We start from the raw sequence: 23,673 nt of genomic DNA on the forward strand, positions 1-23,673 counted from the left end.
CCACGCCCGAAGAGCTGGCGTTTTGGAGTAAGCCGGGGTCGGGGTTTCAGGTCCACACAAAGGCGTGCTCTGACGCCCCAAAAAAATACCCAAATAAGGTATGATCAAACCCATTATGGGTATGAATACCGCTTCAATCACCACTTCCATAGCCGACGCGCTGTTTTCAAAGGTGCGTCAGCGCGTGCTGGCCGTGCTGTTTGTGGCACCGGACCGCAGCTTCTACACCAACGAAGTCATTGGCTTGGCTCAGTCGGGCGCAGGGGCTGTGCAGCGCGAGTTGGCAGATCTGGCCGCAGCAGGTTTGCTCACGGTGCGCAAACAGGGCAACCAAAAACACTTTCAGGCCAATGCGGCCTCGCCCGTGTTTGCCGAGTTGCGCGCTCTGGTGCTCAAAACCATGGGGCTGGCCGATGTGTTGCGCACGGCGCTTTTGCCCATTGCGCCGCAAATCGCACTGGCGTTTGTGTTTGGCTCCATGGCCAAGCAGCAAGACACCAGCGCCAGCGATGTGGATGTGCTGCTGGTCAGCGACACGCTGGGCTATGGCGATGTGTTTGCGGCGCTGGAGTCCGCCAGCCAAACACTGGGCCGCACCATCAACCCGGCCCTTTACACAGCGACCGACTTCAAAGCCCGCCAGCTGGGTGACAATGCCTTCATCAACCGCGTGATGCAACAGCCAAAGATATGGCTGATCGGCCAGGAGGAGTCACCGCAACATGAGCCCACCCACCCCACTTGAAAACCTGAGCGGCCCCAGCGGCTCGCTCAAAGCGGAGCCACCCGATGCTGCCGAAATCGCGGGCTTGCTGCGAACGGATGGACGTCGATGAACGCTTGGTCACCGACCTGATCAAAGTCACACAACAAGTTTGGCAAGCGCTACAAAAACCCTGAGGTCCAACCTCGCTCACTGAATACAAGCGTCCCTTCAATGACCACCCCACACATCACCACCCTCCCCGCCCTGCGAGACCTCTACGGCCCCGCCCGTGAACGCGCACTCAAAAAAGAAATCCCGGCGCTGGACGCGCATGCCACGCGCTTCGTGGGCTTGTCGCCCTTTGTGGTGCTGGCCAGCAGCGATGCGGATGGGCACATGGACGCGTCGCCGCGTGGGGGCGAGCCGGGCTTTGTCAAGGTGCCCGACGCGCACACGCTGCTGCTGCCGGACGCACCGGGCAACAACCGGCTGGACACGCTGGAAAACATCATCGCCACCGGGCGGCTGGGTTTGCTGTTCATGGTGCCGGGCTTTGACGAGACCTTGCGCGTCAATGGCCGCGCGGTGTTGTCCACCGACCCGGCCGATCTGGCGCTGTGCGCCGATGCGCGGCGCGCGCCCGTTGTGGTGATTCGCGTGGCGGTGGAATCGGTGTATCTGCATTGCGCCAAGGCCTTCATGCGCTCGCAACTGTGGGACGCTTCTCGCCAGATCGACCGCGCGCAGATGCCCAACATGACCGAGATGCTGCGCGACCAGATCAAAGCCTTCAAAGGCGAAGAGATCGAAACCGAAACCCACGCCCAGATGATGGCGCGCTACCGGCAATCGCTCTAAGGCCCGCCCGGCGGCGGCACGTCCCGCCCCAACATCCGCTGCCCAAGCCATGTCAAACCCGCCCCCACATCCATGCGGCGGCTTTGCTGCTGCGCCACGGGATGGGTCTGGCCTGCTTGCAGCGGTGCGCCAATGTCAAAAGAAAACACATAGGCGGGCTCTTGGCCCATGCGCAAGTCGGTGATCACCAAGCGCCCGTTGGCGTCAGCCACCTTGTAAAACCCGTCAGTGAACCGCGCCAAGCGCTGCAACTGCGGGTGGCCGGCGTTTTGCTCAGCCAATGCGCCACCCCGGTCATGGGCCACAAAGCGCATGGCCCGGCCACCGTCCATCAGGGCGTAAAAACCTTCATGAAAGCGTTCGCCGTCGATCGCCACCACACGCCAGACCCAGGTGCTCAAGGGCGCGGGAGTGACCAAGAGCTGCTGGCTGGGCAGGCCCTGTTCCTGCAGCGACTGGCGAGCGTGTTGCGTCACGCCCCATTGCGCCAGCGCACTCCACGCCAAATACGCGGTGCTCAAGGTCAAGGCCCAAGCATTGATGCGCAAAGCCCTGCCCACGTTTTGGACACGGCACGCCGCCACCACGCCGACCAACAAGGGCAGTGAATACGCCGGGTCGATGATGAACATGCTGCCCAAACCATAGGCCTCGTCGGTGAAGGGCTGGAACACTTGGGTGCCATAAATGGTCATCAAGTCCAGCAAGGGGTGGGTGACCAACGCCAGCCACAGAGCCCACCACCAACGGCCATACAAACGAGCTTGGTTGTGGATGCGGCTCACCACCCAAGCCATGGGAAACGCAAAGAGCGTGAGCAAGAGCAAAGCATGGGTCTCGGCGCGGTGCCGGATCATGTTCAAGATCGGGTCGCCGTGGTCCAACAGCACATCCAAATCAGGCAGCAACCCCGCCACACCGCCCCACAAAGCCGACTTCCACAACGCAGTGCGCCGCCCCATGACGGCCACCCCGATCGAGGCGCCCAAAAGAACTTGTGTGACGGAATCCATGGCGCAAAGGGCAATAAAGGAAAAATGTTGGCTTGATGACAGGCAAGAGGTTAATGGCTTTTGCAAACCCTGATCACCAGGGGGCCGTTGCGGATGCAGACCCAGCCGCACCCAGGTTGCTGCGCTGGCGCGATAATCCACCCACTTTTTTAGCCAACTGCACCTCCAACGCCATGTCCCAAATTGCCGCCGACACCACCACAGTTTCCAGCCCCATGCTCTGGACCGATTCGCTCAACACGGGCGACGCCCGCATGGACGACACGCACCATGAGTTCATGGCCATGGTGAATCAAATTTTGGCCACGCCCGAAGAGGACCAATTACCGGTTTACAAGGCGTTTTTGAACCACACCGTCGAGCACTTCGCGCAAGAAGAGCGCTGGATGCTGGCGACCGGGTTTTCGGCCGACAACTGCCATGCCGAACACCACGCCACCATTTTGGAGACCATGCGCGTCGTCGAGGCACATTACTTGGACACCGACAAACAGATCATCACCCGCATGGCCGAAGCCTTGATCGAATGGTTTCCAGGCCACGCCGCCAGCATGGACGCCGGTTTGGCAGCGCACCTCAAGTCGGTGGGTTTTGACAGCGTGACCGAAACCCTGGCCGACCCCTCGCTCATCCAAAACGTGACCATGTCGGGCTGCGGCAGCGTCAGCTGCAGCTGACGCCTGGCCCCAGCGCCGGGATCACTCGGCCGTGATCTTTTCGTCTTTGACGATTTTGGCCATGGCCGGAATCTCTGCGCGCATCCATTGGCCAAATTGATCGGGCGTCATGGCTGAGGGCTCAGCGCCCAAAGTGGTCAAACGCTCTTTGATGTCTGGCAAGGCAGCAATGCGTTGAACCTCGGCATGCAGCTTGTCAACGACCGCCTTGGGTGTGCCAGCCGGAGCCAACAGTCCCTGAAAACTGCCGGTCAAAAAGCCTGGCAGGCTCTCGGCCACGGTGGGCGTAGCAGGCATTTGCGCATTGCGTTGGGTGCTCGAGATGGCGATCAATTTGATCTTGCCCGCCTTGACATGCGGATACGTGGCAACCATGCCATTGAACATGACATCCACCTGCCCGCCGATCAAATCGGTGATGGCTTGTGCACCGCCTTTGTAAGGCACATAGCCCCACTCAATGCCATGGCGCTGGGCATACGTGACGCCCGCCAAATGCGAGGCGCTGCCCATGCCCGCAGCCACGGCGTAGTTGAGTTTGCCTTTTTGAGTTTTGGCATAAGCGACCAATTCGGCAGGCGTGTTGGCCGGCACTTTCGTGCTGACCGCCAACAAATGGGGCGAATAAGCCACCATGGCCACCGGCGCAAAGTCTTTCTCGACACTGAAGGGCAGCTTGAACAAAGCCGGGCTGATGACCAAGTTACCCACGTCCATCAGCACCAGGGTATAGCCGTCAGCGGGAGATTTGGCGACCAGATCCGCGCCCAAATTGCCGCTGGAACCGGGGCGGTTTTCCACCACCACGGCTTGCCCCCAGCTTTCGGTGATTTTTTGTCCAAAAAGACGGGCCAACACATCCGAGGTGCCCCCCGCCGGAAACGGCACGACGATTTTGATGGGCTTGGTGGGGTAAGCGACGGCTGCGGTTTGCGCATGCGCCACAGCACCGAAGGTCCACAAGAGGCATGCCCCTAAGGCTGCAAAAGTGTTTTTTGTCATGGTCATGGTCCTCAGTCGATTTTGATGTTGGCGGCTTTGATGACTTGGGCCCATTTGTCGATTTCTGCCTTTTGAAAACTCAGCACTTGCTCAGGCGTCATGACCGAAGGCTGCATGCCCAAGCCCTTGATGCGGTCTTGCATTTCGGCCGATTGAATGATCTTGAGGATCTCGCCGTGCAACCTGTCCACAATGGCTTTGGGCGTACCCGCTGGCGCAAACAAAGCTTGCCAGGACACCACTTCAAAGCCCTGTGTACCGGGCCAACCCGATTCGGCCACGGTGGGCACATCGGTGATGGTGTCCGTCAGGCGTCTCGATGAAGTCACCGCCAGCGCCCGCAGCTTGCCACTTTGAATATGGGCCCCAGCCACCACCGTGGTGTCGAACATGAAGTCCACTTGTCCGGCCATCACATCCTGGATCGCAGGCGCACTGCCTTTGTAAGGGACATGGGTGAACTTCACATCGCCTCTGAACGCCAACAACTCTTGCGCCAAATGCTGCGAAGTGCCGTTGCCCGCAGAAGCCCCCGTCAGCTTGCCTGGATTGGCCTTGGCCGCCGTCATCAAATCGCGCAAGGTTTTGTAGGGGCTGTTGGCCGCTACCACCAACACCACAGGGTTGGTGCCGTACAGATAAACCGGCGTGAAGGACTTGATCGGGTCGTAGCCCAGCTTGGGGTACAGGCTCACATTGATCGCGTGCGAGCTGATGGTGCCGCCCAGCAAATGGTGGCCATCGGCTGGGGCGCGGGCCGCCACTTCAGAACCCACACTGCCGCCCGCACCGCCTCTGTTTTCAATCACCAAGGTGGTGCCCAGCGCAGGGCCCAGTTTTTGCGAAACCAGGCGCGCCAAGATGTCGGTCGTTCCACCCGCCGGAAAAGCCACCAAATAATTGATCGGCTTGGACGGCCAAGCTGCTGCTTGGCTGAAGGCCGCTGGGGCCATCAGGCCAGCGGCGCAAGCCACTGAAGTTTGCAGAAAGTGTCGACGTTGGGTCATGAGGGTCTCCTGGTTGATGGTTTAGGTGATGGGGGCTGGATTGAACAGCACCAACGCGTTGTGCAGCTTCCAATGCTCGGCCCAGGTTTGACGGCCGCTGGCCACATCCAGCAGCATGCGGAAAAGTTCCCAACCGGCTTCTTCGATGGTGATCTCGCCATCGGCAATGCGGCCAGCGTTCATGTCCATCAGGTCGTGCCAGCGGCGGGCCAGGTCGGTGCGCGTGGCCACCTTGACCACGGGGCAAGCTTGTAGGCCATAAGGCGTGCCGCGCCCGGTGGTGAACACATGCACGTTCATGCCGGCCGCCAATTGCAGCGTGCCGCAAATGAAGTCGCTGGCAGGCGTGGCGGCAAAGACCAAGCCTCTTTGATCGGCCTTGAGCTTGTCGCCCGGGGCCAGCACACTGGCGATGGCCGAGCTGCCGCTCTTGATGATGGAGCCCATGGCTTTTTCGGCGATGTTGGACAAGCCGCCCGCCTTGTTGCCCGGTGTGGTGTTGGCGGTGCGGTCCACACGGCCACGTTCCAAATACTGGTCGTACCAACCCAACTCACGAACAATGTCTTCGGCCACTTGGGGGGTGGCCGCACGGCTGGTGAGTTGCTCCACCGCATCGCGCACCTCGGTGTTTTCTGAAAACATCACGGTGCCGCCAGAGCGCACGACCAGATCGGCCATGAAACCCACCGCCGGGTTGGCCGTCACGCCCGAAAACGCATCGCTGCCACCGCACTGCACGCCCACCACCAGCGCGCTGGCCGGTATGGTCTGGCGACGCCGTGCATTCAGGCGCTCCAGGTGCGGGCGGGCGCTGTGCACGATGTGATCGACCATGGACATGAAACCCACATGCGCATCGTCTTGCAGGCACACCAGGTCTGGCCCTTGGCCCGCGTCACGCTCATCGTGAATAGGAAAACTGCCAGGCGGGAGCAAACGATCGGGCTGCAGCTTTTCGCAACCCAAGCTCACCACCATCACCTCGCCACCAAAGTTGGGGTTCAGGCTGATGTGGCGCAGTGTGCGAATCGGTATTTCGGCGCCCGGTGCATCGATGGCCACGCCGCAGCCATAGCTGTGCTCCAGGCCCACCACACCGTCCACATTCGGATACAGGGGCAACAACTCGCGCTCGATGCGCTCCACCGCGATCTTGACCACACCCGCCACGCATTGCACCGTGGTCGTCATTGCCAGCAAATTGCGGGTGCCCACCGAGCCATCGGCGTTCACAAAGCCTTCGAAAGTGAAGCCCTCCAGCGGGGCTTGCGGCTCAGGCTGCACGGTGGCCAGGGGCAGGCCTTGCAGCGCGCGCGCTGGCGGAATGTCCAGCAAGCGCTCGTGCACCCAGCTGCCAGCGGGAATGTCTTGCCGGGCATAACCCACCGGCACGTTGTAGCGCAGCACAGCCTGGCCTTTGGCCAAGTCACACAAAGCCAGTTTGTGGCCTTGCGGCACTTTGTCGCGCAGCACCAAGCCTTCGGCCACGCCATTTGGCATCACGGTGCCCGCAGGCAGTCCGCCATCGTTGGCCACAATGGCCACGTTGTCGGCGGCATGCATGCGAATCGCCAAAGGCGGACGTGGAGGATTCATTAAAAATGATCTGCGCTGGCGGTGTTCTGATACATTGCCACCGAAAGCAAGGTGTGATCTGTTGTCGTACAAGTTCATTATGCAAACTCACATCCAAACCGGCATGCGTACTTACCCGATGAACAGCCAGCCCAGCTCCCCCGCCAAACGCAAAACGCGCAGCCTGACCTTTGAGTTGGTCGAACAGCTCAGCGCCGAAATTCAAAAAGGAACGCTGATCAGCGGGCAGAAATTGCCCACCGAAGCCGCCATCATGGCCCGCTTTGGTGTGAGCCGCACGGTGGTCAGAGAAGCCATCTCCAAACTCCAAGCGGGCGGCTTGGTCGCCACCAAACACGGCATTGGCACCTTTGTCTTGGTGCAAACGGATACCCCCGCCTTTCGGATCAACCCGAGCCAACTGAGCACCCTCCACGATGTGGTCGCCTTGCTCGAGTTGCGCATCAGCGTTGAAACCGAAGCCGCAGCACTGGCTGCCGTGCGCCGCAACGAAGGCAACTTGCGCGTCATGCAAGAGGCCATGCTGGCCTTCTCAAGCGCCATCGAAGCCGGCCGCGATGCGATTGCCGCAGACTTTCAGTTTCACCACGAAGTGGCCCGCGCCACGCAAAACCAGCACTTTGCCGACATGATGAACTCGCTCGGCGCGCAGTCGATCCCCCGAACCCGTCTGGAGACCACACGCACCCTCGATGCCGACCGATTGGCCTATCTGCGACGCATCCACCAAGAGCATGAAAGCATCCTGAATGCCATTACGGCGCAAGATGCCGAATCGGCCCGGGCCGCCATGCGCACCCACCTGTCCAACAGCCGCGATCGGCACAAAAAAGGCCTGTCCAGCCACCACTGAAGCCCCAACTCAGGGTTTGCACGCCTGGCCATCGCGGCGCATGGTTGTACGATGTCTTACCCACCCACTGACATGTTCGCCATGCAAAACCCCTCTCACACCCCGGTGATCAGCCGCATGCAGGTGATTCCAGTGGCCGGTCACGACGGCATGCTGCTCAACCTCAGCGGCGCTCACGGTCCGTTTTTCACCCGCAACATCGTCATCCTGACCGACTCATCGGGCCACACCGGCTTGGGCGAAGTGCCCGGCGGCGAGAAAATCCGCCAAACCCTGGAAGACGCCCGCCCCTTGGTTGAAGGCCAGCCGATTGGCCACTACAACCACGTGCTGAACGCCATGCGCCAGCAGTTTGCCGACCGCGACAGCGGCGGCCGGGGCAACCAGACGTTTGACCTGCGCACGACCATCCACGCCGTCACGGCCGTTGAGTCGGCCCTGCTCGATGTGCTGGGCCAGCACCTGAACGTGCCGGTCTGCGCCCTGTTGGGTGACGGCCAGCAGCGCCAGCGGGTGCAGATGTTGGGCTACCTTTTTTATGTGGGCGACCGACAGCAAACTGATTTGGCTTACCGCAGCGAACCCGATCAAGCCGACGACTGGCTGCGCTTGCGGCATGAAAAAGCCATGACGCCCGAAGCCGTGGTGCGCTTGGCCGAAGCCGCACAGGCCCGCTATGGTTTTCAAGACTTCAAGCTCAAAGGCGGCGTGCTGCGTGGCGAAGAAGAAGTCGAAGCCGTGGTGGCCCTGCACGAGCGCTTTCCCAAAGCCCGCATCACCCTCGACCCGAACGGCGGCTGGCTGCTCAAAGACGCGATTCGCCTGCTGCGCGATCACCGCAACACCATGGCCTATGCCGAAGACCCTTGCGGCGCAGAAGGCGTGTTCTCGGGCCGCGAAGTCATGGCCGAATTCCGCCGCGCCACCGGCTTGCTGACGGCCACCAACATGGTGGCCACCGACTGGCGCGAGATGGCGCACAGCATCCAGCTGCAGTCGGTCGACATCCCGCTGGCCGACCCGCATTTTTGGACACTGCAAGGCTCGGTGCGCGTCGCGCAGCTGTGCCAGATGTACGACCTGACCTGGGGCTCGCACTCCAACAACCACTTCGACATTTCGCTGGCCATGTTCACCCAATGCGCTGCTGCAGCACCGGGCAAAGTCACGGCCATTGACACCCACTGGATCTGGCAAGACGGCCAGTTCCTCACCCAAGAGCCGCTGCAAATCAAAGACGGTTATGTGGATGTCCCCGCCAAACCCGGCTTGGGCATTGCGGTGGACATGGACGCGGTGATGAAAGCCCACCAGCTTTACCAACAACACGGCCTGGGGGCACGCAACGATGCCATCGCCATGCAGTACCTGATCCCGGGCTGGAAGTTCAACCCCAAGATGCCTTGCATGGTGCGCTGAGCCACTGCGCACATTTGCCCCAACACAACCCCCCCCCCACATTCACAACTTAAGGAAACCCACCATGGACATGCCTGTCAACCACTTCAAACACGCCATCCAATCGGGTCAAAAACAAATCGGCCTGTGGTCACACCTGTGCAGCAACATCAGCACCGAAATCCTGGCGCACTGCAACTTTGACTGGCTGCTGCTGGACATGGAGCACTCGCCCAACGACTTGACCGAGATCGTGGCGCAATTGCAAGCCATGAAAGGCAGCCCCACCACCGCAATCGTGCGTCCACCATGGAACGACATGGTGACCTTCAAGCGCTTGCTCGATGTGGGCGTGCAAACTTTGTTGGTGCCCTACATCCAGACCGAAGAAGAAGCCCTGCAGGCGGTGTCTTACACCCGCTACCCGCCCCATGGTGTGCGCGGTTATGCAGGTGCGCCACGCGCCAGCCACTATGGGCGCGTGAAGGGTTATGCCCAACACAGCAGCGACGAAATCTGTGTCTTGCTTCAGGTCGAAACCGTTTTGGGACTGCAAAATATTGAGGCCATTGCCAACGTGGACGGCGTCGACGGCGTGTTCATCGGCCCCGGCGATTTGTCCGCAGCGCTGGGCCACCTGGGCAACCCCAAGCACCCCGACGTGCTGAAAGTCATTGACGAGTCCATTGCCCGCATCAAGGCCTGTGGCAAAGCGGCGGGCATCTTGACGGGCGACGAAGCCCTGGCCAAACACTATGTCGACCAAGGCTGCCTGTTTGTGGCCGTGGGGGCTGACCAAAACGTGCTGCGCGACAGCGCCACGGCACTGGCTGGCCGATTCAAAGCCTGAACGGATCGCTTGCCATGCTGCCCACACCCGCATCGCCCCTGCGTTTTTCTCGCCTGCTGCTGACGGGTGCCGCTGGATATTTAGGGCGCGAACTGCGCCCGCGCCTCAAAGCCTATTGCGAGGTGCTGCGCTTGAGCGACCGCCATGACCTCGGCAACGCCGCCGAAGGCGAAGAGCTTCAGATCACCTCGCTCGAAAACAAGGACCAGGTCACAACCCTGCTACAAGGCGTGAGCGCTGTGGTGCACATGGGTGGCGTGTCGACCGAACAGCCTTGGGACCCGATTTTGGCGGGCAACATTGTGGGCATGGTCAACCTCTATGAAGCCGCACGCCTGAAGGGTGTCCAGCGCATCGTGTTTGCCAGCTCCAACCATGTCACAGGTTTTTACCGCCAGGACGAAGTCGTCAACACCCGCATGCCCCCCAAGCCCGATGGCTTTTATGGCCTGTCCAAAGCCTTTGGCGAAGACCTGGCCCAGCTGTACTGGGACCGCTGGGGCATCGAGACGGTGAGCCTGCGCATTGGCTCCTCTTTCACAGAACCCAAGGACCGCCGCATGCTGGCCACCTACCTCAGCTACGACGACCTGGAGCGCCTGGTGGTGGCAGCGCTAACAGCGCCCATCGTGGGCCACAGCATCATCTACGGCATGTCGGACAACCAAACCACCTGGTGGGACAACACGCACGCCAAACACATCGGCTTTCGCCCGCTGGATTCGTCCGATGGGTTCCGCCCTGCTGTCGAAGCCCGCCAGCAAACCATCGACAAGAACGATCCAGCCGCGATTTACCAAGGCGGCGCGTTCGTCAAGGCAACGCCGCACGGGTGAACGCACAGCCCACAAGAAATTTCAAACGGGCTGTCCCAAGTTTCACAGCGCCAGGCAAGGCCTGCGGCTACCATGGGTGACTGTCTAAAATCGCTCGCCCCCTCAGGAGACAACCCATGCCCGTGATCACCACCATCGAAGACCTGCGCGTTTTGGCCGAAAAGCGCGTGCCGCGCATGTTCTACGACTACGCCGACAGCGGCTCCTGGACCGAGGGCACCTACCGCGCCAACGAAGACGATTTCCAGAAGATCAAGCTGCGCCAGCGCGTGGCCGTCAACATGGAAAACCGCAGCACCGCCACCCAAATGGTCGGCATCGACACCAAGATGCCCGTGTGCATCGCCCCCGTGGGCCTCACGGGCATGCAGCACGCCGATGGCGAAATGCACGCCGCCATGGCCGCCAAAAAGTTCGGCATCCCCTTCACGCTGTCCACCATGAGCATCTGCTCGATTGAAGACATCGCCGCCCACACCCAAGCACCGTTTTGGTTCCAGCTCTACATGATGCGCGACCGCGAGGCCATGGCCCGTATGATCGACCGCTGCAAGGCCGCCAACGTCAGCGCCATGGTGCTCACACTCGATTTGCAGGTGATCGGCCAGCGCCACAAAGACCTGAAAAACGGTCTGACCGCGCCACCCCGCCCCACCATCGCCAACATCATCAACCTCATGACCAAGCCCCGCTGGTGCTTAGGCATGGCCGGTACCAAGCGCCACACCTTTGGCAACCTGGTCGGCCACGTCAAAGCCGTGAGCAATATGAAGTCGCTGGCCTCTTGGACCAACGAGCAGTTTGACCCGACCCTGAATTGGGAAGACATCGCTTGGGTCAAAAAGCAATGGGGCGGCAAGCTGATCTTGAAAGGCATCATGGACGTGGAAGACGCCAAGCTGGCCGTGGCCAGCGGCGCTGACGCGATTGTGGTCAGCAACCACGGCGGCCGCCAGCTCGACGGCGCGCCCAGCAGCATCGAAGCCCTGCCGGCCATCGTGGCGGCTGTGGGCAGCCAAATCGAAGTCTGGATGGACGGCGGCATCCGCAGCGGCCAAGACGTTTTGAAGGCTTGGGCGCTGGGCGCCAAAGGCACCATGATCGGCCGCGCCATGGCCTATGGCTTGGGCGCCATGGGCGAAGCAGGCGTGACCAAGGCCCTGCAAATCATCCACAAAGAGCTGGACATCACCATGGCCTTTTGCGGCCACACCGACATCCAGAACGTCAACACCAACATCTTGTTGCCGGGCACCTTTCCGAAGGCCTGAATGAGGGCTTCAGGGCCTTTCACCCACGCTATGCTTGCTGGGTGACCACAGCCCCTATTGCACACCCCGTGCGCCGCATTGCCCACCTCGACATGGACGCGTTTTACGCGTCCTGCGAGTTGCTGCGCTACCCGCAGCTCAAAGGCTTGCCGGTGGTCATTGGCGGTGGCCGCCGCAAAGAAGACGACCTGCTGGGCAAGCTGCAAGCGGCCTACCCGGACGGCGAATGGACCGAAGCCACCTTTGCCGAGCGGCTGGACCGCATTCCGGTGGATTTTTTCCCGCGCATCGAGGGCTACACCGGGCGCGGCGTGATCACCACCGCCACCTACGCGGCGCGGCAGTTTGGCATCGGCTCGGCCATGGGCCTGATGAAAGCCGCCAAGCTGTGCCCGCAGGCCATCCTGCTGCCTGTCGACTTTGACCGCTACCGCTACTTCTCGCGCACCTTCAAAAGCATCATCCTGGACATCGCCCCCGTCATGCAGGACCGGGGCGTGGACGAGGTCTACATCGACTTCACCGACGTACCGGGCGGTCAGCGCGAAGGCGGGCGGGTGCTGGCGCGCTTGATCCAAAAAAGCATTTTTGAGGCCACAGGCCTGACCTGCTCGATTGGCGTGGCGCCCAACAAACTCATCGCCAAGATGGCCAGCGAGTTCAACAAACCCAACGGCATCTCGGTCGTGCACGAGGCCGACCTGCAAAGCCTGATCTGGCCTCTGGCCTGCCGCAAGATCAACGGCGTGGGCCCCAAGGCCGATGAAAAGCTCAAGGGCTTTGGCATCCACACCATCGGCGAACTGGCCGCACGCGAACCGCATTGGCTGATTGAAAACTTTGGCAAAAGCTACGGCGCTTGGCTGCACGAAGCGGCTTGGGGCCGCGACGACCGGCCGCTGGAGACCGAGAGCGAACCCGTCAGCATGAGCCGCGAAACCACTTTTGAGCGCGACCTGCACGCCGTGCGCGACCGTGCCGAGCTGGGCGCCGTCTTCACCCGCCTGTGCCAGCAAGTGGCCGCCGACTTGCAGCGCAAAGGCTATGAAGGCAAAACCATCGGCATCAAGCTGCGGTACGACAACTTTCAGGCCGTGACACGTGACCAGACCCTGACCGAATACACCGCCGATGCCAAGCGCATCAGGCTGATTGCCGGCCAATGCCTCAAGCGGGTGGACCTGTCACGCCGCATTCGGCTGCTGGGTGTGCGGGTGGGGTCGCTGGTCAAGGCCGGGACAGTGCCCACCCCTCTGGCCTCTTACAGTGAAGCATCTGCCAACCCACCACCCCAAGTGAACGACCATGGACAAACTGAGCTGCTTTTCCCTGACGACTGAGGGCCACATTGCCCACCTGGTGCTGAACCGCCCCGAGGCGATGAACACCATGCACCCCACTTTCTGGCGCGAGCTGCACGAGGTGCTGACCGACATTCACAAAGCCGGCACCGCCCGGGCGCTGGTGATCTCGAGCACGGGCAAACACTTCAGCGCGGGCATGGACCTGCAGACCTTTGGCAGCGCCATCCAAATGGACGACACCAGCGCCGAAGGCCGCTCGGCGGTGTACGACCTGCTGACCGACATGCAGCACACCTTCACCCTGCTCGAAGAACTGCGCATCCCGGTCATTGCGGCCATTCAGGGCGGCTGCATTGGCGGCGCGGTGGACATGGTCACCGCCTGCTGCATGCGCTATGCCTCGGCCGATGCGTTCTTCTGCATCCAAGAAATCAACATCGGCATGGTGGCCGACGTGGGCACGCTGCAGCGCCTGCCCAAGCTGCTGCCCATGGCGCTGGTGAAAGAACTGGCCTACACGGGCAGGCGCCTGGGTGCCGACAAAGCTCTGGCGCACGGCCTGGTGAACGAGGTGCTGCCCACCCACGAAGCCACCGTGGCCGCCGCCCTGCAAGCGGCCAAAGAAATCGCCAGCAAACCGCCCGTGGCCATCTGGGGCACCAAGCAAGTGCTGCACTACGCCCGCGACCACAGCACCGAAGACAGCCTGCGCCACATGGGCTGGCTGCAAGGCGCGATCTGGAGCAACGCCAACGTGCGCGAAGCCATCAGCGCCATGCAGCAAAAACGCGAAGCGAACTTCGCGCCGTTGCCACCGCTCAAGGGGTTTCGGGAATTTGGTTGAAGGCTGAGCCAAGCCTCGTGGAAAGATTTGGATTACACCGGGGCGAACGGGTTGAACACCTCGAAACCCAGCGCCTGAAAGTCCGCCACATTCCGTGTCGCCACGGTCAGTCCATGCACCTTGGCGGTTGCGGCAATCATGGCGTCTTCATAGAGCGTGTCTGACTTGCGGTGCATCAACTTTGCCCAAGCCGTGAAGGCTGCTGCGTCCATGGGCAAGACGTTGTAAGCGCTCGCCACCAAGGCCAACCAGTCTTCAATTTGCTGGGCCTTATCGGGGTCCTGTTCCCGGGTCAGCTCGATGCCCGCTTGAATTTCGCCCAGCGTGACCGCCGACACGTAAAGCTGAGCGTCATCCAGCGATTCCAGCCAAGCCACCACGCCGCCGTGCGGGCGCGGCTTGCGCAACTCCGACACCACATTGGTGTCCAGCAAATACCGCTGCGTCACAGCATCGGCTCCACAGGTCGCCGCTTGGCTTGACCGCGCGGCGGCACGATCAAGTCGGTGCGGGCTTGGTCAGAAAGCAGCAGTTGTTTGAGCGAGGGGCGCGCTGCCGACTGCATACGCCGCCACTCCTGCACGGGCACCAGCACGGCAGCTTCGGCACCGCGCCGGGTGACCATTTGCGGCCCTTCGGTCAAGCACGCATCCAAAAACTCACTGAACCGCGCCTTCGCGTCTTGTACTGGCCATGTGTGCATCTCAACCCCCTTCAAACTGGTCATCCATCTAGTCAGATGCCGAGTTTGATCGTGATGGGCATGTTTGTCAAACCGATGGACTGATGACGGCATGACCGCTGACATCAACCCTTTAATTACACCCCCAGCACTACCCAAGCCAAAAAACCGAGAACTTTCCATTAACATCCAGTCTCACTTTGTGAGTACCAAATGGGTCTTAATTTGAACGAAATCAAATCCAGGGCATTGCTTTTCAGCAAAACCTGGGCCGACGCCTGCAACGAAGACAGCCTGGCCAAGCCCTTTTGGATCGATTTCTTTGAAATCTTTGGCATCACCGACAAGCGCGTCGCCACCTTTGAGCTGAACGTCAAAAAGCTCGGCGGCGCTCAAGGCTTTGTGGATCTGTTTTGGCCCGGCGTGCTGTTGGTGGAGCACAAGTCGCGCGGCAAAAGCCTGGACGACGCGGTGGACCAGGCCATGGGCTACCTGCACCACCTCAGCGAGCGCGACCTGCCCCAGTTGGTGGTGGTGTGCGACTTTGCCCGCTTTCGGGTGCGGCGCCTGGCCTCAGGCCAGACGCACGAAACGCTGGAGTTTGCACTCCAGCACCTGCACAAACACGTCAAGCTCTTTGGCCTGCTGGCGGGCTACAAGGTGCAAGACATTCGGGCTGAAGACCCGGTCAACATCAAGGCCGCCGAGCGCATGGGCCGCCTGCACGACGCCCTGAAAGCCAGCGGCTACAGCGGCCACGCGCTCGAAGTGCTGCTGGTGCGCCTGCTGTTTTGTTTGTTTGCCGACGACACGGGCATCTTTCAGCCCGCGCAATCGTTCAGAGACTTTGTGGAAGAACGCACCGCGCCCGACGGCTCGGACCTGGGGCCGCGCCTGGGGCAACTGTTTCAGGTGCTCAACACACACGAAAGCCAACGCAGCCAAAACATCGACGAACAGTTGGGCCAGTTTGCCTACATCAACGGCCGCCTGTTTGAAGAAACCCTGCCCATGGCCGACTTCAGCACCGCCATGCGCGAAGCCCTGCTGGACGCCTGTGCGCTCGACTGGTCGGCCATCAGCCCGGCGATTTTTGGCAGCTTGTTCCAAAGCATCATGGACGACAAAGCCCGCCGCAACCTGGGCGCGCACTACACGTCTGAGGCCAACATCCTCAAGCTGATCAAGCCCCTGTTTCTGGACGAGCTGCACGCCGAGTTTGAGAGGGTGAAAGGCCACCGCAACAAGCTGTTTGAGTTCCACAAAAAGCTGCGCCAGCTGACGTTTTTGGACCCGGCTTGCGGGTGCGGCAACTTCTTGGTCATCAGTTACCGCGAACTGCGCGAGCTGGAGCTGAAGGTGCTGCGGGCCGACCACGAACTGAGCGCCCACAAAGGCCAGCTGACGGTGGATGTGCATGGCCTGATCGGCGTGAACGTGGACCAATTCTTTGGCATCGAGATCGAAGAGTTTCCGGCACAAATTGCCCAAGTGGCCCTGTGGCTGGTGGACCACCAAATGAACCTGCGCGTGAGCGTGGAGTTTGGCCTGTACTTTGCCCGCATCCCGCTCAAAAGCTCACCACAAATACGCCACGCCAACGCGCTGCGGCTGGACTGGCAAGAGGTGCTGCCTGCGCAGCGGTGCAGTTATGTGCTGGGCAATCCGCCCTTCTTGGGCAAGACCTACCAAAGCAAAGAACAAAAAACCGACCTGGCTGCGGTGATGCACGGCATACACGGCGCGGGTGATTTGGACTTTGTGTGCGGCTGGTATGTGCTGGCCGCGCAATACATGAAAAGCACGGGCACGCAAGCGGCATTTGTGTCGACCAATAGCATCACCCAAGGCGAACAAGTGGCCGTTCTTTGGGGCGAGATGCAGCGCCTGGGCATGCACACCCACTTTGCGCACCGCACCTTTCAGTGGAGCAACGAAGCCAGCGGCAAAGCCGCTGTGCATTGCGTCATCGTGGGCTTTGGCCCCGAAGATCAAGCGGTCAAAACCATCTTCGAATACGAAGACATCAAAGGCCCGCCACATGCGGTGCCTGCCAAGCGCATCAACGCGTATTTGGTGGATGCGCCAGATGTGTTGCTGAGCAAGCGCCGCACACCCATTTGCCAAGTGGCTGAGATGACCAATGGCAGCAAACCCACAGATGGGGGCAACTTGCTGATGAACGATGCAGAAAAAGATGCACTACTTTCCGTTGAACCACAAGCTGGTCAATGGATTCGACCGTATCTGATGGGCGACGAATTCATCAACAACATTTCACGATGGTGCCTGTGGTTGGTAGATGCACCTCCAGCTGTTTTGCGATCAATGCCACACGTCATGAAGCGGGTCGAAGCCGTCCGTGTAATGAGGAGTTCGAGTACCGACGCACAAACTCAAAAGGATGCCAACAATCCGACGCAGTTTCAAAAAATTCGGCAACCGCTGACACCCCGGTACTTGGCGATCCCTAAGGTTTCATCAGAACGCCGCCAATTCATCCCCATCGGCTATCTGGATGGAAACGTCATCTGCGGCGACAAAATTTTCTTTGTCGACGACGCCTCACTGTTCACCTTTGGGGTGCTGACCAGCACGATGCACAACGCCTGGATGCGTTACACCTGTGGACGTTTGAAAAGCGATTACAGCTACTCCAACACCATCGTCTATAACAACTACCCCTGGCCCGGCTTCGCTGGCGAGCCATTCAGCGACAAACACCGCACCGCCATCGAACAAGCAGCCCAATGCGTGCTCGACGCCCGCGCCCAATTTGCCGACTCGTCACTGGCCGACCTCTACGACCCGCTGACCATGCCCCCGGCCCTGCTCAAGGCCCACCAAAAACTAGACACCGCCGTAGACGCCGCCTACCAACCCAGCGGCGGCAAAAAGTCCTACACCTCCGACGCCGAACGCGTGGCCTTCCTGTTCGACCTGTACCAACGCATCACTAGCTTGCTGCCTGCGCCAGCCTTCAAAAAAACACGTAAGACCAAAACTAAAGGTCTTGAATTTTGATGAAAAAATTTAAGAAGGGATATTTATGAATTTTTCAATTTGGGCGGTATCTGTAGGCTTGGTCGCCGAACTGCTTGGAGTTGCGATTGCTCTCGCCACAATCGCTTTGGGACATGCAACTTGTCTAGAAGGGGAATTGAAGGTTGTGGCGGCCTGCGTGTTGTTTGGTGGACTCGGTGGTGTGACTTACTGCCTTAGAGGCGTCTATCTCAATGCCTGCGTGCGCAAGCAGTGGGACGTTGCTTGGTTACCCTGGTATTTACTCAGGCCCATAGTTAGCTTAGTACTTGGTGGCGTGAGCTACTTGTTTGTCAAATCAGGTCTCTTGCTACTGGGGGCGACGCAAGATCAGACTGGAAGTCAACTAGGTATTTGGGCAATCTCTTATATCGCTGGCCTAAATGTTGATCGCTTCCTAGCCAAAATTGAAGACATCGGTTTGACAGTTTGGGGGATTGAGCCATCGCGCCAATCAAAGCCAGAGGCAAAGCAAACGGTGTCATTTCAGACGAAGGAGTGATCCCATGGCGACAATTCACTTTCTGAACGTGGGCGAAGGCGATTGCATCGTGATCCAACACAACAGTGGCAGGGTTTCAATGATCGATATTTCGTGTGGAAACCTTTCCGCAGTTGAAGAAACAACTAACAAATTAATCAAGGCTGCCGGTCTGGCAAACACTGGCGGTAACGGCAACTACAACATGAAGGCCTACCCAACTAAGCCGCAAGATTACCTAGTAGGTCTCGGTATTTCTAGCATCTGGCGCTTCATTCTCACCCATCCTGATATGGATCACTTGGACGGTTTTAATGCCTTAATGGACGAACTCCCGGTAAACAACTTTTGGCATTCAGGGGCGGACAAGCCAAAACCGGATTTCAGCAGCTTCAATGGTTACAAGGAGGAAGATTGGGATCGATACGTGAAGGTTAAAGATGACAAAGAGGTCGGAACCACTTCGCTTAGAGTCTTGGCGGGAACATCGTTTAAGTATGCGAACGTGGGTGACGACGGTGGAGCTGGTGATGGCTTACATGTCATAGCCCCGACGCAAAAATTAGTAGACGATGCCAATTCAAAAACTGACTTTAACGACTGCTCGTATGTAATTATTTATCGCACTGGGGGGTTCAAGATCATCTTCAGCGGCGACTCTCACGATGCCACTTGGGATCACATCTTAGAAAATCACGAGCAAGAGGTAGCTGACTGCGACTTGCTGATTGCTCCTCATCATGGGCGCGACTCAGGCCGCTCGTGGAATTTTTTGGATGTATTGAAACCAAGATTGACACTTTTTGGAGTTGCCAGATCAGAGCATCTAGCATATGACGCCTGGAATCGACGCGGGCTCTATAAGATCACGAACAACCAAGCGGGGAATGTTGTGCTCGATGTTGTAGACAATAAGATGCACGTTTATGTCGAGAATGACGCGTATGCTGAATCCAAAAACTCTGGTGATAGCAGTCGAAATTCTCAAGGTTACCGAACACTAGGCTTCCTAAAAGCCAAGTCTTGATAGCAAACACCAGCTGCTCAAATTTTGAACCGCTTCCATTTTTTTTGAACGAGGTCAGAGCACCATAGTGCCCTGCGTCAGGCTCTATTGCGTGTGTGCTGCGATTTTTTCTCGGGACAGCTCTAGCGCCATGCGGTATCCCCCCACCCCCTTCACATACGCCAGCAACTCCCCAAAAAACGGATGCCTGCAAAGCGTGGACGAATCGCCCACCAGCAGCAGCTTGCGCCGTGCGCGGGTCATGCCCACGTTCATGCGGCGGATGTCAGACAAAAAGCCGATCTCGCCTTGGGTATTGCTGCGCGTCAAGGTGATGGCAATGATGTCGCGCTCTTGGCCCTGAAACGAATCGACGGTGCCCACGCTGAGCCTGCGTTGCAACAGCAAGTCATTCAGCACGGCGCTGTCTTCGATGGCGTCTTTCAAATAGTTGATTTGGGCGCGGTACGGTGCGATGACGCCAATGGTCAGCGGGCGTTGGTCTGGCTCGGTGGGTTCGCCTGGTTCCGACAGTTGCCCCAGCAGCTGCGCTAGGCGCTCCAGCAGCAAAAGGGCTTCTTCGGGGTTGGCGGTTGAACGGCTCTCAGGAATGGCCAGTTCTTGATAACCGCAACCCGCCGTGTCGATGAATTCCACGGGCAGGTCGGGCGACAAACGTGGGTCATTGAAGCGCGGGGAATTAAAGCGTGGGTCATAGGCGGCCAAGTCAGCGTCGCGCACGCTGGCGTGCGCCACCAGTTGGCCGCCATAAAACTTCTCTGAGCTGAAGCCCATGATGTGCGCGTGCATGCGGTATTGCACCTTCAGCATGCGGGCCGTGTGGGGTTGGCGCTGGATGCACTTTTCAAACAGGGTTTCGCGCAGGCCTTCGCGGGCGGCTTTTTCGCTTTTCACGGTGGGTGGCAGCTGGTGGTGGTCGCCCGCCAACACCAGGCGCTGGCCCTTGGCAATCGGAATCCAACAACCCGGCTCCAAGGCCTGGGCGGCTTCGTCGATGAAGACCGTCTCAAAGCTCAGGTGGCGAATTTGGCGGTGGCTGGCGCCTACCAGCGTGCAGGTGATGACCTGCACCGATTCGAGCACGTCCTCGGTCATGAAGCGCTCCAAATCGTCGGCGGCTTGGCGCAGCGTGCGGGCTTCATCCTTCAGCCACTGGCGTCGCTGTCGCTCTTCAAAACCAAAGTTGCGCACGCGTTCGCTGGCAGCCTCTCGGTGCTGCTCAGCGGTTTGGCGCATCGCGTGCATCTTGGCGTAGCTGGCGTGGGCCATCACCCCGGCATCCAGCGTGTGCTGGAGCAGCAGGTCCGACACGCGGCTGGGGTTGCCCAGGCGGATCACATTCACACCGCGCTCGGCCAGCTTTTCGGTCAGCAGGTCCACGGCGGTGTTCGAGGGGGCGCACACCAGCACGCGCCGCTCGCGCCGGATGGTTTCCAAAATGGCTTGCACCAGCGTGGTGGTTTTGCCCGTGCCGGGCGGGCCGTGGATGATGGCCACGTCTTGCGCCGTGACCACATGGCGCACAGCGGCCAGCTGCGAGTCGTTGAGCGCACTGGGGTAAAAAAGGTCGTCGGCTTGGGGCTCGCGAAAAGTTGCCTGCCGGGCGCCCAGCAGCACGTCGCGCAGTTCGGCCAAGCGGTTGCCGTGTGCGGCCATGACCGCGCTCAGGGCCTGGTTCATCTCGCGGTAGCTGACCTCGTCAAAGGTCAAGTCAATGCCTAACGTGCTTCCGTTTGGGCTGCTGCCGTTCAGGGTGCTGCCGTCCCGCACCCAGTCGGGCAGCGCTTCTTTGGTGGTGGCCAGCACCAGCTTGTTGCGCCGCACGCGGGTGACCACGCCGCTGACCACAGGCCGATCAGGCCCCGAGTAGCCGGGCGCGCTGCTGAACAGCGCCGCAGCCGCCCCCACCTGAAACAAATGCAGGTCTTGCCGATGCGCGGGGCGCTCCAGCTCCAGCACCACCTTGCCGCCAAACCCAATGTCTTCTTGGGTGATGGTGACGGGGTACCAAGTCAGGCCACGCCGTCGGCGCTCTTTGATGCTGGCACTGGCATTTTTGAGCTTGAACTGCGCCTGGTCTTCCTGTTGCTCCAGTTGCATGAGCGCACGCACATGGCGCAACTCACTTTGAACAGCATCTTGAACAGCGCTAGGGGCGGTGGGGGTGGGGTCTGGGGCAGCCAAAGGTACAGGGACTTTTTCGTCACAATGATGTAGTCACATTGTTACAACCTTAGGTCTTGCCCATCCACTTCGCATGGATTAACATTGTTGCAACTGGAGGATTATCATGGAAATTGCAATTCGGAACATCGGCAACAGCAAAGGCGTGGTGTTGCCCAAGCCGTTTCTGGCCCAGGTCGGGCTGGATGGTCAGGCCACCGCCACCATCGAAGTGGAAAACGGCACCATCGTCTTGCGCAAGCCCGCCAAGACGGTTCGTGCTGGCTGGGCACAGGCTGCTGCAGCCGTATCCGCCAAGGGCGAAGATGCGCTTGTGATGGGTGAGTTCGGCAACTTGGACGATGAGGAGTTGGGCTGGTGAAGCGCGGCGACATTTGGCTGGTGAACCTGGACCCGACCGTGGGCAGCGAAATCAAGAAGTCGCGGCCCTGCGTGGTGCTGTCCCCGGCAGAGTTGAATGACCACCTGCGCACCGTGATGGTGGCCCCCATGACCTCCAAGGGGTTTGCTGCGCCGTTTCGGGTGCCAGTCACCCATGCTGGAACCAAGGGCCTGATCGTGCTGGATCAGCTTCGGACGGTTGACAAGCTGCGCTTGGTCAAGCGGCTGGGCGCTGTGTCTGCCAAGACCTTGACGGCAGCCCTGACCACGCTGCAGGAAGTGTTCGCGGCGTAAGAAGGCAAAACTCCTTGGGCGTTTCTGGCCTCAGCCAACAGGGTCAACCCTGTGTGACATCACCCGCCTGGGCAGAAGCAGGCAAGCCGAAAACCCGGTCAAAGCACCAGGTGAACGCGATGGCATAAAAGAAAAAGAAGGCCAGCAGGCCCAGGTTGGCCAGCAGGGCAGCGGTGATCGAAATGTCCAGCCACAGCGACATGACGGGCAAGAGAATGATGACCAGCCCACCTTCAAAACCGGCCCCGTGGGCCAGCCGCCGGGCAAAGGAACGACCACGCACCGATTGGCGCGACTCCCAGCGCTCAAAGAGCCCGTTGAAGACGTAATTCCACGTCAGTGCCATGCCCGACAACACGACCGCCAGGCCCAAGGTGGAGGTGGGTGATTTGTCAAAGGCCAGGCTCAACACCGGCCCAACCACGGCAATCGCTATGGCCTCGTACAACAAGGCCTGGACAACGCGGCGGGTGGTGGGGGACATGTTGGGAAATATGGTGAAGTGGCCAGCCAGGAAAGCGCACTGGCAGGCGCGGGTGTCAGAAGTTAACACGTTGCGCTGGTCAGGTCGAAAGGCAGCTGTATCGCCCATTGATCTTTATTAAATACTTTATAGCTCATAAAATTACTCGTACCGCTCAAGTCAATGAGTTCAAGACGCTTATCTTCTTGGCAGCCGGCCTTCCTCTGTAATGCGGTCGGATTACCTTGTAACTTATAATTCACATGTTTGAAGTTCGTGATTACCTGACCGCGCAAGGCGATGACCCTTATGCATTGTGGTTGATGTCATTGGCAGATCGACAAGCCAGAGCCCGAATTTTGATTCGGGTAAGCCGAATGGCCAGCGGCAATTTTGGTGATGTGAAACCGGTTGGCGAAGGCGTTTGGGAGGCCAGAGTTGATTGGGGACCGGGGTACAGGATTTACTACGCACAGGCCGGACAGCGCTTGATCTTGCTGTTGGTCGGTGGTGACAAGCGAAAACAGCAAACGGACATTGAACAGGCCCACCGTTACTGGTTGGACTGGCAAAACAGGAGAAAGCTCAAATGACCATCGTGACCAGCCGCCCGCATGACGAAGCCGTTGTGGAGATGCTGAAAGCCGATCCTGAGTTTGCCAACGAGTACTTGGCTGTTGCACTGGATCAAGCGGATCAACCCGGCGGGCAACAGGCTTTGCTGGCGGCTTTGCGGCACATCGCTGAGGCGCAAGGCATGTCTGCGGTGGCCGAGAGAGCGGGCATGCCCCGCGAAAGCTTGTACCGGGCACTCAGTCCACGGGGCAATCCCACACTCAAAACTTGGTTGGCAGTGTTGAACGCCACCGGACTGCACTTGTCGGTGGTGCGGCCCCGCTGA

25 protein-coding genes are annotated in these 23,673 nt (G+C 59.7%); 17 read left to right on the forward strand and 8 right to left on the reverse strand.

What is annotated here, in order from left to right:
- The first annotated feature begins 121 nt into the window (after positions 1 to 121).
- Positions 122 to 745, forward strand: coding sequence for a nucleotidyltransferase domain-containing protein (locus B472_RS03785; RefSeq protein WP_238147378.1), 624 nt, complete (start codon positions 122 to 124; stop codon positions 743 to 745).
- Between the two features lie 192 nt (positions 746 to 937).
- Positions 938 to 1,564: a pyridoxamine 5'-phosphate oxidase family protein gene (locus tag B472_RS03790; protein WP_019425426.1), complete on the forward strand. Its 627-nt coding sequence runs from the start codon at positions 938 to 940 to the stop codon at positions 1,562 to 1,564.
- On the opposite strand, the gene B472_RS03795 is transcribed toward B472_RS03790, so the two are convergent.
- Positions 1,561 to 2,577: a metal-dependent hydrolase gene (locus B472_RS03795; protein ID WP_019425427.1), complete on the reverse strand. Its 1,017-nt coding sequence runs from the start codon at positions 2,575 to 2,577 to the stop codon at positions 1,561 to 1,563. The two genes, B472_RS03790 and B472_RS03795, sit on opposite strands and share 4 nt — an antisense overlap.
- Positions 2,578 to 2,750: 173 nt before the next feature.
- Between B472_RS03795 and B472_RS03800 the strand changes: the two genes are divergently transcribed.
- The gene (locus B472_RS03800; RefSeq protein WP_040505747.1) at positions 2,751 to 3,254 is read left to right on the forward strand and encodes a bacteriohemerythrin; all 504 of its coding nucleotides are present in this window, start codon (positions 2,751 to 2,753) and stop codon (positions 3,252 to 3,254) included.
- A gap of 21 nt (positions 3,255 to 3,275) precedes the next feature.
- On the opposite strand, the gene B472_RS03805 is transcribed toward B472_RS03800, so the two are convergent.
- The 3 genes from B472_RS03805 to garD are packed head-to-tail and all read right to left on the reverse strand — an operon-like array spanning position 3,276 to position 6,862.
- Positions 3,276 to 4,256 carry a tripartite tricarboxylate transporter substrate binding protein gene (locus B472_RS03805; protein WP_116798582.1) on the reverse strand — a complete coding sequence of 327 codons (981 nt, stop codon included), beginning with the start codon at positions 4,254 to 4,256 and terminating at the stop codon, positions 3,276 to 3,278.
- An 11-nt stretch (positions 4,257 to 4,267) separates the two neighbouring features.
- A complete protein-coding gene (locus B472_RS03810) occupies positions 4,268 to 5,263 on the reverse strand; it encodes a tripartite tricarboxylate transporter substrate binding protein (protein ID WP_040505709.1) in 996 nt (331 codons plus the stop codon).
- A gap of 21 nt (positions 5,264 to 5,284) precedes the next feature.
- Entirely contained in the window at positions 5,285 to 6,862 is a 1,578-nt protein-coding gene (gene garD / locus B472_RS03815) for a galactarate dehydratase (protein WP_026039224.1), read from the reverse strand.
- Positions 6,863 to 6,941: 79 nt separating this feature from the next.
- Here garD and B472_RS03820 point away from each other — a divergent pair, with 79 nt between their 5' ends.
- From B472_RS03820 to B472_RS03850, 7 genes are all read left to right on the forward strand, one after another.
- Complete coding sequence (locus tag B472_RS03820) at positions 6,942 to 7,715, forward strand: FadR/GntR family transcriptional regulator (protein ID WP_019425432.1); 774 nt, start codon at positions 6,942 to 6,944, stop codon at positions 7,713 to 7,715.
- An 81-nt stretch (positions 7,716 to 7,796) separates the two neighbouring features.
- Positions 7,797 to 9,134 (forward strand): glucarate dehydratase, encoded by a 1,338-nt coding sequence (gudD, locus tag B472_RS03825; protein ID WP_026039226.1) that lies wholly within the window; start codon positions 7,797 to 7,799, stop codon positions 9,132 to 9,134.
- A gap of 64 nt (positions 9,135 to 9,198) precedes the next feature.
- Positions 9,199 to 9,963, forward strand: coding sequence for an HpcH/HpaI aldolase/citrate lyase family protein (locus B472_RS03830; RefSeq protein WP_019425434.1), 765 nt, complete (start codon positions 9,199 to 9,201; stop codon positions 9,961 to 9,963).
- A gap of 14 nt (positions 9,964 to 9,977) precedes the next feature.
- A complete protein-coding gene (locus B472_RS03835) occupies positions 9,978 to 10,799 on the forward strand; it encodes an NAD(P)-dependent oxidoreductase (RefSeq protein ID WP_019425435.1) in 822 nt (273 codons plus the stop codon).
- Between the two features lie 116 nt (positions 10,800 to 10,915).
- A complete protein-coding gene (locus B472_RS03840) occupies positions 10,916 to 12,070 on the forward strand; it encodes an alpha-hydroxy acid oxidase (RefSeq protein ID WP_019425436.1) in 1,155 nt (384 codons plus the stop codon).
- A gap of 92 nt (positions 12,071 to 12,162) precedes the next feature.
- Positions 12,163 to 13,410 carry a DNA polymerase IV gene (dinB, locus tag B472_RS03845; protein WP_081504900.1) on the forward strand — a complete coding sequence of 416 codons (1,248 nt, stop codon included), beginning with the start codon at positions 12,163 to 12,165 and terminating at the stop codon, positions 13,408 to 13,410.
- Positions 13,376 to 14,218 (forward strand): enoyl-CoA hydratase-related protein, encoded by an 843-nt coding sequence (locus B472_RS03850; protein WP_019425438.1) that lies wholly within the window; start codon positions 13,376 to 13,378, stop codon positions 14,216 to 14,218. The genes dinB and B472_RS03850 overlap by 35 nt, the downstream gene beginning before the upstream one ends.
- A 32-nt stretch (positions 14,219 to 14,250) precedes the next feature.
- Here the strand turns inward: B472_RS03850 and B472_RS03855 are convergent, their stop codons facing one another.
- Complete coding sequence (locus B472_RS03855; protein WP_019425439.1) at positions 14,251 to 14,667, reverse strand: type II toxin-antitoxin system VapC family toxin; 417 nt, start codon at positions 14,665 to 14,667, stop codon at positions 14,251 to 14,253.
- Entirely contained in the window at positions 14,664 to 14,921 is a 258-nt protein-coding gene (locus B472_RS03860; RefSeq protein ID WP_019425440.1) for a type II toxin-antitoxin system Phd/YefM family antitoxin, read from the reverse strand. The genes B472_RS03855 and B472_RS03860 overlap by 4 nt, the downstream gene beginning before the upstream one ends.
- Before the next feature lie 204 nt (positions 14,922 to 15,125).
- Here B472_RS03860 and B472_RS03865 point away from each other — a divergent pair, with 204 nt between their 5' ends.
- The 3 genes from B472_RS03865 to B472_RS03875 are packed head-to-tail and all read left to right on the forward strand — an operon-like array spanning position 15,126 to position 19,450.
- Positions 15,126 to 17,924 carry a DNA methyltransferase gene (locus tag B472_RS03865; RefSeq protein WP_019425441.1) on the forward strand — a complete coding sequence of 933 codons (2,799 nt, stop codon included), beginning with the start codon at positions 15,126 to 15,128 and terminating at the stop codon, positions 17,922 to 17,924.
- Positions 17,925 to 17,949: 25 nt separating this feature from the next.
- The gene (locus B472_RS03870) at positions 17,950 to 18,444 is read left to right on the forward strand and encodes a hypothetical protein (protein ID WP_019425442.1); all 495 of its coding nucleotides are present in this window, start codon (positions 17,950 to 17,952) and stop codon (positions 18,442 to 18,444) included.
- 4 nt (positions 18,445 to 18,448) lie between these two features.
- Entirely contained in the window at positions 18,449 to 19,450 is a 1,002-nt protein-coding gene (locus tag B472_RS03875) for a ComEC/Rec2 family competence protein (protein ID WP_019425443.1), read from the forward strand.
- A gap of 84 nt (positions 19,451 to 19,534) precedes the next feature.
- Here the strand turns inward: B472_RS03875 and B472_RS03880 are convergent, their stop codons facing one another.
- On the reverse strand, positions 19,535 to 21,634 hold the full coding sequence (locus B472_RS03880) for an IGHMBP2 family helicase (protein WP_019425444.1): 2,100 nt from the start codon (positions 21,632 to 21,634) through the stop codon (positions 19,535 to 19,537).
- Positions 21,635 to 21,740: 106 nt separating this feature from the next.
- Here B472_RS03880 and B472_RS03885 point away from each other — a divergent pair, with 106 nt between their 5' ends.
- Both B472_RS03885 and B472_RS03890 read left to right on the forward strand, forming a co-directional pair.
- A complete protein-coding gene (locus B472_RS03885) occupies positions 21,741 to 21,995 on the forward strand; it encodes a hypothetical protein (RefSeq protein WP_019425445.1) in 255 nt (84 codons plus the stop codon).
- Entirely contained in the window at positions 21,989 to 22,309 is a 321-nt protein-coding gene (locus B472_RS03890; protein WP_026039229.1) for a type II toxin-antitoxin system PemK/MazF family toxin, read from the forward strand. Before B472_RS03885 ends, B472_RS03890 begins: the two co-directional genes overlap by 7 nt.
- 43 nt (positions 22,310 to 22,352) lie before the next feature.
- Here B472_RS03890 and B472_RS03895 read toward each other — a convergent pair whose 3' ends face one another.
- Positions 22,353 to 22,793 (reverse strand): PACE efflux transporter, encoded by a 441-nt coding sequence (locus B472_RS03895; RefSeq protein WP_026039230.1) that lies wholly within the window; start codon positions 22,791 to 22,793, stop codon positions 22,353 to 22,355.
- Between the two features lie 242 nt (positions 22,794 to 23,035).
- Here B472_RS03895 and B472_RS03900 point away from each other — a divergent pair, with 242 nt between their 5' ends.
- Complete coding sequence (locus tag B472_RS03900; protein WP_019425448.1) at positions 23,036 to 23,365, forward strand: type II toxin-antitoxin system RelE/ParE family toxin; 330 nt, start codon at positions 23,036 to 23,038, stop codon at positions 23,363 to 23,365.
- A complete protein-coding gene (locus tag B472_RS03905) occupies positions 23,362 to 23,673 on the forward strand; it encodes an addiction module antidote protein (protein WP_019425449.1) in 312 nt (103 codons plus the stop codon). Before B472_RS03900 ends, B472_RS03905 begins: the two co-directional genes overlap by 4 nt.

It is taken from the genome of Limnohabitans sp. Rim28 (genome assembly GCF_000293865.2).
Taxonomy (GTDB): domain Bacteria; phylum Pseudomonadota; class Gammaproteobacteria; order Burkholderiales; family Burkholderiaceae_C; genus Limnohabitans_A.